We start from the raw sequence: 11,175 nt of genomic DNA on the forward strand, positions 1-11,175 counted from the left end.
ATTCCTCGTAGAATTACAGTTCTCCGAGAAAATCCTTGTGCCCAAAGATAGGGATTCGCATTTCAAACCTAGGTCGAAAAACCATGCAGGGCAAATTTGTCCTGGGAATTCCGAAAAACCGGAATGATCGGGCGCGTCCCACACGAAAACTGCGTAATTCGCGGTGACAGGCCACGTTTCGCAGCGTTTGAGCTATCCTTCATGCAAATTGATATGCGTTTAAGCCTTCGCAATACCCCGCACACCAACGCTAGAGCACCATGCATGGGGACGACTTTGCAAACGCCAAAAGCGGCCCGCTACGCCCCAACCGAACTTAAGGAAAACGAAATCATGATTGCAGCCACCTGCGAACCGTTTACCGAATTTCTGCAAACGCAGTTGGGACTCGAAGAAGGTGAAGTCCCCATCCCCGGCGAATGGGCCAACGTCGGAAATACCACCGGCGCTCTTGCGCTGCGATTGGGATTGCTGTCCGTTGAACAAATCGACCACATCCTGGAATCCCAGGAAACCAATGGGCATGGCAAGTTCTTTGGTGAAATCGCCGTCGAACTTGGATTCGCCAACCAAGACCAAATCGAACGCTTGTTGGAAATCCAACGTCTCAACCGTCAGTTGGAACTCGGCGAGCAGCTGGTACTGTCCGGTCGGACCGACCTCAACGGTCTGCTGTGCAATTTGCAACAATTCCACCAGCAAAACCAAAAATAGGCGATCAACACAACGCCTCGATACTGATCATCCAATTGCGGCCTTGGTTCCTAACTTCGGAACCGAGGCCGTTTTTCGTAGCGCGGCCGGTAGCATTTGCGGGATGGCCGCCGGTCCACTACCTTATGCTACCGAATGTCATCGCCCTCATTCCCCGCCCCCCGTGTGAGCCGTCGAACACATGAACCCTGCTGATGAGGAAACTCCGGCTGCGTTTGACTTGGACCGCATCGCATCGGAAACGTTCATCCAGTCCATCGACTTCCATGAGACGTTGGCCTCGACCAATGATCGCGGGTTACAGTTGGCCAACGATCCGTTCGTCGTGACCCCCAGTCTGGTGCTCACCCCCGCACAAACCGGCGGACGCGGACGGGGTGCCAATCGATGGTGGTCAACCGCCGGGGCCTTGACCTTCTCGGTACTCGTCAGCCCCGACGTTGTGGAACTTCCTGTAGCGCGACATCCGCAAATTTCACTCACGGTCGGCGTCGCCGTCTGTGAGGCCCTGCGCCAGCGATTTCCCCAAGCAGACATCGGACTAAAATGGCCGAACGATGTGTTCCTGCACGAGAAAAAAGTGTGCGGAATATTAGTCGAAGTCCCGCCACAGCGCCGTGACATCCTAGTGATCGGCATCGGCTTGAATGTGAACAACTCACTGAAATCCGCCCCGGCTGAATTACAAGCCACCGCCACTTCACTCAGTGATGCCGTCGGCAACAAATTCGAACTCTCTGAGATCCTGATCGAGGTGCTCCACATGCTCGAGCAACGCCTCGCCTGGCTTTCGGCCAGCGATCCGCAACTGGCCCGCCGGTGGGAGGAATTTTCCCTACTGCGGGGGAAAACCGTCTACATCGAAAACCACCAGAACGACATCGCCGGCATTTGCCAGGGAATTGACGAAGAAGGAGGGCTGCTGCTGCGGACTCCGTCGGGAATCGAACGCGTCACTCACGGCATCGTCAAACATTTTCAGTAACTCTCCCCCGCCATTCGACGATGCCATTGAGGCCACGGGCGTGCTATAATGCGTGTTGGCCGATTCTTCTTACAATTGGTTTCAAAACCCTCTGACGCGTTGCGTGGACTCTTGGATTTTAGTGTCTGTAGCAAGCACAGCCGGGTTTTGAAACTGGTTCTAGGTTTCACGACTGCGAGGTCCGTCGATGCAGCAATACGCACCGTTACTGATCGTGACGGCGTTTCTGGGAGCATGGGTTGCAGCCAGCCCGTTAGCGGCGGCTGATCAAAAACCGGTGGACTTCAATCGTGACGTCCGCCCGATCCTGTCTAAGAAATGTTTCCCCTGCCACGGTCCCGATGCCGGCTCCCGTGAGGGAGGCTTGCGACTCGACGTGCGCGATGCGGCCCTCGGCGAAGCAGACAGCGGTGAGCGAGCCATTATCCCCGGCAATGCCGCTACGAGCGAACTGATCGCCCGCATCAGCGCTGACGACGACAGCCTACGCATGCCTCCGGCCGAGACAGGCGATCCGCTCACAAAATTGCAAATCGATGTGCTCCGCCGTTGGATCAACCAGGACGCCCCTTATGCGCGGCACTGGGCATTTGTAAAACTAGTACGTCCCCAACCGCCAATGGTCACCAACACCGACTGGCCGCGCAATACGATCGATCACTTTGTGCTAAAACGACTCGAACAGGCCGGCCTCGCCCCCTCGCCGGAAGTGGATCGTTACGCGTTGATTCGCCGCCTCAGTTTCGACCTACGCGGCCTCCCTCCCACGCCCGCCGAAGTCGAAGCATTTGTCAACGACAATAATCCACAGGCCTACGAGAACTTGGTTGATACTTTTCTGCAAGACCCCGCCTACGGCGAACGCTGGGCGCAAATGTGGCTTGATCTCGCTCGGTATGCCGACTCCAAGGGATACGGGTCTGACCCACTACGAGAAATCTGGCGGTACCGCGATTGGGTGATCGACGCCTTCAACAACAATATGCCGTACGACCAATTTACGATCGAGCAAATCGCCGGGGACCTGCTCCCCGAGGCTACGCTTCAGCAACGGATGGCGACCTCCTTTCATCGCAACACGATGACCAACACCGAAGGGGGCACCGACGATGAAGAATTCCGCGTCGCTGCCGTCCGTGACCGTGTCGACACCACCATGCAGGTCTGGATGGGCCTGACGATGCGCTGCGCCACTTGCCACGACCACAAGTACGACCCGATCGCCCAAAAGGAATACTACCAATTCTACGCATTCTTCAATCAGACCGGCGACAACGACCAGCCGGATGAATCCCCGACCATCCCCGCCCCCACGGCGGAAATCGCAGCTGAGAACCAGAGACTCGATGCCGAAATTGCCAAAACCCGCGCTCAACTAGAAACTCCGGAAATCGCCGCAGCACAAACGACCTGGGAAAGCAACCTGCAAAACGCCGGCGAGTGGTTTGTCATCACTCCCCAAAACATCGAGTCGACCAACGGGACCACGTTCCAGACATTGCCGGACGGTTCCCTCCTCGCCGGCGGTGATTCCCCCGCGACTGATACATATACCATCACCACCCAGACAAGCCTCCGGAACGTGAGTGCTGTTCGACTCGAGGCGATCCCCGATCTCACTTTACCCGAGGCTGGTTCCGGCCGCGGTGCAGCGGGCAATTTTGTACTCTCGCAGTTTGCATTGACAGTTGACGACGTGGATCAACCGTGGGAGCGCGCTGCGGCAGATTTTTCCGCCGCTAATTTTTCAGCACAAGCAGCGACAAGTGGGAAGAACCTCAAAAAACAAGGGTGGTCCGTCGATTCACAGCAACAACAACCGCACGCGGCTGTTTTCATTCTCAAAAAATCGCTGCCACAAACCTCCGATGAGGCAACAACGCTCACCTTCCGCTTCGAACAGCAAAATGAAAAACCACGGCAAACGCTCGGACGCTTTCGCATTGCAATCACCAACGACCCCGCCGCTGCCCAGCGATTGGAACTACCGGCGGAAATACTGGCGATTATCGGCACACCGTCGAATGCACGGGATGCCGCCCAGTCTCAAAAGCTGCACAAGTATTTTTGCGAATCCGCCCCGGCACTAAAACCACTGCGCGACAAGATCGCTGCGCTGCAAGCCGCCAAGCCCGCCATTCCGACCCTCCCCGTCATGCAGGAGTTGCCTGTCGAGAAACACCGGAAGACGCATCTGATGGTCAAAGGCAACTTCCTCAGTCTCGGTGAGGAACTCACGCCCGTACTGCCGGTCGCGTTTCATCCCGCCGCCCCGAAATCGCCCGCCACTCGACTCGGCGTCGCCCAATGGCTCGTTGATCCGGAAAACCCATTAACGGCGCGCGTCGCCGTGAATCGCTACTGGGCTCGCTTGTTCGGTCGGGGCATTGTCACCACCGAAGAAGACTTTGGCACACAAGGCGCCCCTCCCAGCCACCCGCAATTGCTCGACTGGCTGGCCACAGAATATGTGCGACTCGGCTGGGATACCAAAGCGATTCTCAAACAGATGGTCCTGTCCGCCACCTACCAACAATCCGCACAGGTCACGCCGCAATTGCTGGAACACGACCCGAACAACGTGCTCTTGTCGCGCGGCCCAAGATTTCGTCTCAAAGCCGAGATGGTTCGCGACCAAGCGCTGGCGCTGAGCGGTCTGTTGAGTCGCAAAATTCACGGTCCCTCTGTCTTTCCGCCGCAACCCCCGGGACTTTGGCGGGCAGCCTTCAACGGTCGTGACCGAAAGTGGGCCACTAGCACTGGGGAGGACAAGTATCGCCGCGGGTTGTACACCTTCTGGCGGCGGTCGGTTCCCTATCCGTCGATGGCCACCTTCGATGCCCCCAGCCGCGAAGTCTGCGCCATGCGCCGCATCCGCACCAACACCCCGCTGCAGGCCTTCGTAACACTCAATGATCCGGTCTATGTCGAAGCCGCGCAGGCCCTGGCACGTCGCATCTATAATGAAGGAGGCCAAACCACCGACCAGCGCGTGCGATTCGCCCTCCGGCTCTGTCTCGTTCGCCCACCAGCTGCTGCACAAGTCGACGCATTGACGGAACTGTTCACAAGCGAACTTGCACATTATCAACAAAATGAAACCGCTGCCGTCGAGTTGGCGACGATTCCGTTGGGAGAACTGCCCGACGGGATGCCGCCGGCCGACCTGGCTGCCTGGACCGTTGTCGCCAATGTGTTATTAAATCTCGATGCCGTTTTAAGCAAGAATTGACCCCATGCATATCGCCCATCAACAAGCGCTCTTCCAAACGCGGCGGCATTTTCTGCGCAATTGCAATGTCGGCCTCGGCAGCTTAGCACTCGCCGCGCTCTCCGGCAACGCACCGGCGGCGACGCCGAACGTCGAAGCGGTCAATCCCTTGGCAGTCAAACAGCCCCACTTTGCCCCCAAGGCGAAAAACGTCATTTACCTACACATGGCCGGCTCACCGCCACAGCACGAATTGTTTGACTTCAAGCCCGAACTGGTCAAACACAACATGCAGCCCTGTCCCGATGAACTGATGAAAGGCCAACGCTTTCCCTTCATCAAAGGACACCCCAAACTACTCGGCACGCCTTACAAATTCACGCCGCAAGGGGAATGCGGCATGCTTGTCAGCGAACTGTTGCCCGGCCTGAGTTCGGTGATCGATGACGTTGCCGTCATCAAGTCGATGCACACCGACCAATTCAACCACGCCCCCGCACAGCTATTGCTCTACACCGGTTCGCCACGCTTCGGGGCAGCGGCCATGGGCTCGTGGATCACCTATGGCCTAGGGAGCGAAAACCAGAACCTGCCCGGCTTTGTCGTGTTGCTCAGCGGTGGCACCGATCCCAGCGGCGGCAAAAGTCTGTGGGGTACGGGGTTTTTGCCATCGGTCTACCAAGGGGTGCAATGCCGCACGACGGGCGATCCGATTTTGTATGTCTCCAACCCCAAAGGCATGGACCGCGACGTCCGTCGCCGCAGTTTGGACGCGCTCCGCAAGTTGAATGAAATCGAACTGCAAACCGTCGGCGACCCTGAAACGCTCTCCCGGATCAGCCAATACGAACTCGCCTACCGCATGCAAATGGCAGTTCCTGAGGTCATGGATATCGGCCGCGAACCCAAACACATCCACGAAGCCTACGGCACGCAGCCGGGTCAAGCATCGTTTGCTAACAACTGTTTGCTGGCGCGGCGGTTGGTAGAGCAGGGGGTGCGTTACGTGCAACTGTTCGATTGGGGCTGGGATTTTCACGGCACCGGCAAGGGGAACGACATCGTCTACGGCCTGCCCGATAAGGTCAAACAAATTGACCGCCCCATCACCGCGCTACTGCGTGATTTGAAAAACCGAGGGCTGCTGGATGAAACGCTCGTCGTCTGGAGCGGCGAATTCGGCCGCACGAGCATGAACGAAGAACGCAACGGCTCCAAATTCCTCGGCCGCGACCACCACCCGCACTGCTTCAGTATCTGGATGGCCGGCGGCGGGATCAAAGGGGGCATCACGCACGGCGAAACCGACGACCTGGGCTATTTCGTGACGCAAGACAAAATGAGCATCCCCGACCTGCAAGCGACCATCCTCCACCAACTCGGCATGAACGCCCACCGCTTCACCTACCCCTTCCAAGGCCTAGACAACCGCCTCATCGGCCCCGCCGGCGACGGAGCGGTCCGTGAAGCACTGCTGGCGTAACCAACCCAAACCGACGGCTTCGCCGTCGTTAACGGCGCCCAATCGAGTAATTGCCGGACCGACGTCACATCCATATTTCCGGATCACTCCGCATCCATATTTGCAAACACCAAAATAGTTCATCATCATGTTGAACAAGGGTGTTACGAAGTACCCGTTCCGAAACGACTCACACGGGAAAAGAAGCCGTTTGGCATCTTCAATAAGGGAGACCTCCATGCCCCTGCCCACCTTGAGTGCAGTTATCAATGAACTTGATAAGAAATATGCTGGTTCGAATACATCTTCTGGCGTTTATACCCTAACCCCTTTCCAAACGCCGCTCGCTAATGTTTCCGAAACGGAGTCTCGTTTAGGCGTGACATTTCCGCACACTTTTGTGAAACTGACAACTTCATATCAATTCGGCAAATTGAGTCTAGGAGTAATATACTTCGGCGATAGTGGACCCTATTATCAATACCTGCTGACTGCTAATCAGGAACCCGTAGAACCGATATGGCCCATGATTACATGGTGGGACTCGAGAAACGGAGTTCGGCCACACCATCTGACAGAAATTGCATTCACAGATCCACATCAAATTCTTTTGAATGTCGAATCCGGCGAGGTGTTGGCTTATGATCCCGCTGTAGAATCGTGGGAAGACAGTTACAAAGTTGCGAACGATTTTGAACTGTTCATCCGCGGTGCCGGATACGCCGACTTGCGTCGTGGAAATGATGACGACGTTGATGAGGAACTGGCAGCCGAAATCGAAGAAGTCGTAGGTGCCGAACCAGGTCACTATTTCTGGTCAAATGCCACGATCTGATTCGCACGGGTGGCCCCGAAAGATTCTGCTTTCGGGGCGGCGCAGCCGCGGGAGAGGTGTTTGAATAGCCAGCAACCCAGGGACGTAGGCCCGGTTCGACCAGCCGTTCACTGTTGCTAACGTCCATCAATAGCGGATTATACGGACCAACATGAAGTCATAGACATTCTCGTCCGGCAAAGCCGGACCTACGGGAATGCATCCTGCTAAAACAGCAATATGGCATCGAAGCCTAGCATCAACTGATTGTCGTCGACACCATCATTAAACGGTTGACGCAAGGCGGAGCCATCGTACCAGTCGGCGCGGATCTCCGGTCGCAATACGAAATTCTCGGTTGGCTTCCAATTGACACCGGCGGACAATGAATAGACGTTGCCTGGAAACGGCGGTGTGTTGGGATTGCTGGGCCGATTCAGACCGATGCGGGTTCCGTCCTCGTCGCGGAACCACTCGAATCGCAGCCCTGCTTGCCAGCTTTGACTGATGGTATACAGCAAGTATTGGTCTATTCCGTACCAGTCAGCACGGTCGCCGTCGGGTGTGCCGTCTTCTTGAATGCCCAGCCAATGATGAAAGATGTATTCAGTTTTGCAATTAATGGGCACACCCACAAGCCAGCTATACCGCGTTCGATTGGTGAAGTCCGGCTGAATATTTAGACCGGCCAGGTTGTTGAATTCTTTGCCGGTCACGATCGCGAATGATGTCCACAGTCCGCTGTTGACATCCGTGTATTTGATTTTTCCAACAAATCCAACGCTGTCACTTGTGCGATCTAACGTGTCCCAACCATTGGTCAATCCCGCTTGCACGGTCCAGGATTCGTCGACATTCCAGTTCACCTGTCCGCCCCAATGCGTAAACGGTCCCGCGAATTGATAGCTATATGATTTAGAATAGAAGAAATTGCCCGGTGCCATCACACCTTCGTAGCCCACGACCGAATAAAAATGCCCCACCTGTAATGAGAGGTCTTGATTACCGACCGACGCAAACGCCTGCGGAAAGGCCGAGCCATAATATTCCGGATTCCAGCGGGGGGCGCCGTCGGGCCGTCTTTCCAGCCCAGCGGATTCAGCAAGCAAGTAGTCTTCGCCGTACAGATAGTCGACCCGCAACCCCAATCCGGTGCCACACTGCGGAAGGCTTTTTTCCCCTACAATGTAAAACTGGTTGAACATCGCCTCGTTGCTGCGATCAACGGCGTTGTACGGACCGTTGAATTTGCTTGTGGGGCTACTTGTGTTCCCAATGAAACCCGCATCTAACCAGCCGTAGACATTGAAACCGCTGTCACTCTGTGGAAACAAATAGTGCCGTTCGCGGCAACAGGAGTCGCAACCATTACCACAACCAAGAAAACCGTCGGATGTGCAACTTTGACAAGTCGGTTCCTGGAAGTAGCTATTAAAACTCACCGGCATGACCCTGTCGTTCTGCTCGGAATTGGGGGGTGTCTCGCCGAACGCGGGAACTGAGAAAAGACAAACGGCCATTACAAGAACACAGATTCGCATCTTTACATCTCCGGATTCGGTCCATGAATCAATATATCGGACATTCAGCAAGTGCGAACGGAATGCCTGAGACTGTAGCGGCGCTTCGTGAAACGAATTGCCGTACTATCGACGTATCGGTTTAGAGATGCCTCGCCAACGGTTCATGAAGGTTTTGAAATGGTTGAATCTACGGTCGTTAGAATATCGGCCCTTTTATCCGTATGTCCCGCAAGGTTTCCCAACTGATTTCCCATGAACGGTCTCAATACCTGCGGGCTGGGAACTCCAATCAATATAGATCCGTCTGGGCAACCACGAAGCAATGTCGCAGACTTCCCGGCAAATTCATCGGCCCCTGAAGAATAATGCTTGGCCACCCGCTGCGCGAGCCGGGACAGCCCCGCGTTTGAACGTGCGCACAATGATTTGCTATAATTTACAAACCTATACTAATGGCGAATTGGCTCATCTTCTCTTTCTCGCGCCCGGAAACCACCTGATGTCGATCTCTGTCGAGTGTGGCCATTGTTTCAGCCCGTTTCAGGTGGCTGAGAAATATGCCGGCAAGACGCTCCGCTGCAAAAGGTGCGGCGAGGCGATGCGTGTTCCGCTGGATTCGCGGTCCGAATTGCCGGATGAGGAGCCGCTGCCCCTTTACGATTACGGGACATCCCGGCGAGGGCGGCGCGGGAAATCCGCAGCTGCGCGGAAGACGTCCGCACAGCCTATTGGATTGGCCAGTTGGCTACCGCTGATGATTATCGCCGGCGTGTTCGTGCTGCTTTTTCCGATCGCTCTGATGGTACCCAACTTCGGCAAGGTCTACATTCTCCTGGCCGCGTTTACCGGGCTGGGAATCTATTTTTGGGGCCAGATCAGCCTGCTCATCGTGGCGTTCAAAGACGGGGCCCCGATGGGCCTGTTCTGTCTTTTCCTGTCCCCCTTTTATGTGATCTACACGTTGATTCTCGACTGGCGTAAAATCGCCCGTCCCATGCTGCGCCTTGTCGTAGCTGTAGGCCTGTTCTTTGTCTCGCTGACAGTGCAATTCATTATCTTCCCACCCGGCGGCCAAGTCGCGCAGCGACAGCGGGGACAACAGCAACGGCCAGCCAGAATTCAACGGCAACCGCCACGGATGGAACAACAACAACCGCCGAAGGTCGTGCGAAATACACCTCGCGAGCGTATCGAGGACCAGTCTCCCAATCCGCGCAAGCAGCGACCACCGATCGTTGTCCCCCCGACTACCACCACCAAACCGCGTACCGATTTTCCCGCCGGCCTACAACCGGATTACTCAAAAACGGTGCGGACAAAGACTCGTCTGCAAGCAAATGAGCCTCCGCCACCGGGAACCATTCCCCTGGACCCGGCCGCGGAATTGACGCCCGGCATGCGCATTATCGCCCAACGTGTGCGGCCCCGCTGGGAAGCAGCGGAGATTGTCGACGTGGACAGCACGGGCAATATCAACGTTCACTTTTTACGTCTCCCCGCGTCGTTTGATCGAGTGCTCCCGCGAGAACAAGTCCGCGTGCAGCTCCCAGCAGACCAGATCGATGAAGAGCTGTTGCGCGAAATCGTATTCGCGATTCGCCATTACGGCGGCGAAGGAGCGCCCGACGAAGCCGCCATTGAGAAGGAATTGCTCGCCGTACAAGGCTACCTACCCGGTTCACTCCAGATCGACCTAAATTCCCAACGCATCACACTCAAGGTCATCCGCGACAGCCGCGCCGATAAACACACGACATTTCCACTCGCCAAAGCCAAACTCGCAGTTCGTGAGATCGAGTAATCGGTACTGGTCTTGCGTTCGAACGCGGTCCAAACCGACGGCTTTGCCGTCGTTAACGACGCCCATCTGAACATAACCGTACACGCCCAGGAAGGATGCGCTATGTCCGAAGGTGAAATGCATCGGCAACTGTTTTTCCGACAAAGGGACGGGAATGTTGAAGAGGCAGAGGTCGTGTTTAAAGTTTTCAATAACGGCAGCGAATGGCAATGTGATGTAGAAGTTGCCGGAATCCCCTCTATCGATCCGAGCAACTTTCATATCCTCGGAGAGGACGCAATACAGGCTCTGACTTTGGCACTAAGAAATACAGCCTTTCGATTTGAACAATCCAGGCTGAATCACGGTTGCCCAATCTGGTGGCTTGAACAGGGGGGACGACGGGGAACTCGTGTTGCCAAAGCATTGAGCTTCGGAGGAGACAAACAATTAGGTCAGGGCCGGTGTTTCCGGCCGTGTGTTGCCTGCCTTGGCTTTCGACAATGACTATTACCGTGAAAAACTAACACATACCCGAATTCGTCTGGCAAAGCCGAAGTAAAGTAACTGAAATGTTATCAGACAACTCGCCTCACCTTGTACGCCCGGCTTTTTCCTGGAATGAATTCGGCACGCTCGACGCTGCGATCACCGACGCCAAGCAAGCCCTAATGGCGCAAACATCC

At 55.8% G+C, this 11,175-nt stretch carries 8 protein-coding genes; 7 read left to right on the top strand and 1 reads right to left on the bottom strand.

Going from position 1 to position 11,175, the window contains the following annotated elements; genetic code table 11:
* The first annotated feature begins 333 nt into the window (after window positions 1–333).
* From CA54_RS18525 to CA54_RS18545, 5 genes are all read left to right on the top strand, one after another.
* Window positions 334–714, top strand: coding sequence for a hypothetical protein (locus CA54_RS18525; protein WP_146372498.1), 381 nt, complete (start codon window positions 334–336; stop codon window positions 712–714).
* 181 nt (window positions 715–895) lie between these two features.
* On the top strand, window positions 896–1,699 hold the full coding sequence (locus CA54_RS18530; protein ID WP_146372499.1) for a biotin--[acetyl-CoA-carboxylase] ligase: 804 nt from the start codon (window positions 896–898) through the stop codon (window positions 1,697–1,699).
* Between the two features lie 187 nt (window positions 1,700–1,886).
* Window positions 1,887–4,931, top strand: coding sequence for a PSD1 and planctomycete cytochrome C domain-containing protein (locus CA54_RS18535; protein ID WP_146372500.1), 3,045 nt, complete (start codon window positions 1,887–1,889; stop codon window positions 4,929–4,931).
* 4 nt (window positions 4,932–4,935) lie between these two features.
* Complete coding sequence (locus CA54_RS18540; RefSeq protein ID WP_146372501.1) at window positions 4,936–6,393, top strand: DUF1501 domain-containing protein; 1,458 nt, start codon at window positions 4,936–4,938, stop codon at window positions 6,391–6,393.
* A 217-nt stretch (window positions 6,394–6,610) separates the two neighbouring features.
* Window positions 6,611–7,207 carry a hypothetical protein gene (locus CA54_RS18545; protein WP_146372502.1) on the top strand — a complete coding sequence of 199 codons (597 nt, stop codon included), beginning with the start codon at window positions 6,611–6,613 and terminating at the stop codon, window positions 7,205–7,207.
* A 206-nt stretch (window positions 7,208–7,413) separates the two neighbouring features.
* On the opposite strand, the gene CA54_RS18550 is transcribed toward CA54_RS18545, so the two are convergent.
* Complete coding sequence (locus CA54_RS18550) at window positions 7,414–8,634, bottom strand: outer membrane beta-barrel protein (RefSeq protein ID WP_197532597.1); 1,221 nt, start codon at window positions 8,632–8,634, stop codon at window positions 7,414–7,416.
* A 574-nt stretch (window positions 8,635–9,208) separates the two neighbouring features.
* On the opposite strand from CA54_RS18550, the gene CA54_RS18555 reads away from it, so the two are divergent.
* Both CA54_RS18555 and CA54_RS18560 read left to right on the top strand, forming a co-directional pair.
* Window positions 9,209–10,510: a hypothetical protein gene (locus CA54_RS18555; protein WP_146372504.1), complete on the top strand. Its 1,302-nt coding sequence runs from the start codon at window positions 9,209–9,211 to the stop codon at window positions 10,508–10,510.
* Window positions 10,511–10,612: 102 nt separating this feature from the next.
* On the top strand, window positions 10,613–10,996 hold the full coding sequence (locus CA54_RS18560) for a DUF6968 family protein (protein ID WP_146372505.1): 384 nt from the start codon (window positions 10,613–10,615) through the stop codon (window positions 10,994–10,996).
* Window positions 10,997–11,175 lie beyond the last annotated feature (179 nt).

Source organism: Symmachiella macrocystis, assembly GCF_007860075.1.
In the GTDB taxonomy this organism is placed as follows: domain Bacteria; phylum Planctomycetota; class Planctomycetia; order Planctomycetales; family Planctomycetaceae; genus Symmachiella; species Symmachiella macrocystis.

What these genes read in the sequence shown, in the direction of transcription:
- CA54_RS18525 (WP_146372498.1), top strand. Translation starts at nt 334, where the DNA reads ATGATTGCAGCCACCTGCGAACCGTTTACCGAATTTCTGCAAACGCAG.
- CA54_RS18530 (WP_146372499.1), top strand. Translation starts at nt 896, where the DNA reads ATGAACCCTGCTGATGAGGAAACTCCGGCTGCGTTTGACTTGGACCGC.
- CA54_RS18535 (WP_146372500.1), top strand. Translation starts at nt 1,887, where the DNA reads ATGCAGCAATACGCACCGTTACTGATCGTGACGGCGTTTCTGGGAGCA.
- CA54_RS18540 (WP_146372501.1), top strand. Translation starts at nt 4,936, where the DNA reads ATGCATATCGCCCATCAACAAGCGCTCTTCCAAACGCGGCGGCATTTT.
- CA54_RS18545 (WP_146372502.1), top strand. Translation starts at nt 6,611, where the DNA reads ATGCCCCTGCCCACCTTGAGTGCAGTTATCAATGAACTTGATAAGAAA.
- CA54_RS18550 (WP_197532597.1), bottom strand. Translation starts at nt 8,634, where the DNA reads ATGCCGGTGAGTTTTAATAGCTACTTCCAGGAACCGACTTGTCAAAGT.
- CA54_RS18555 (WP_146372504.1), top strand. Translation starts at nt 9,209, where the DNA reads ATGTCGATCTCTGTCGAGTGTGGCCATTGTTTCAGCCCGTTTCAGGTG.
- CA54_RS18560 (WP_146372505.1), top strand. Translation starts at nt 10,613, where the DNA reads ATGTCCGAAGGTGAAATGCATCGGCAACTGTTTTTCCGACAAAGGGAC.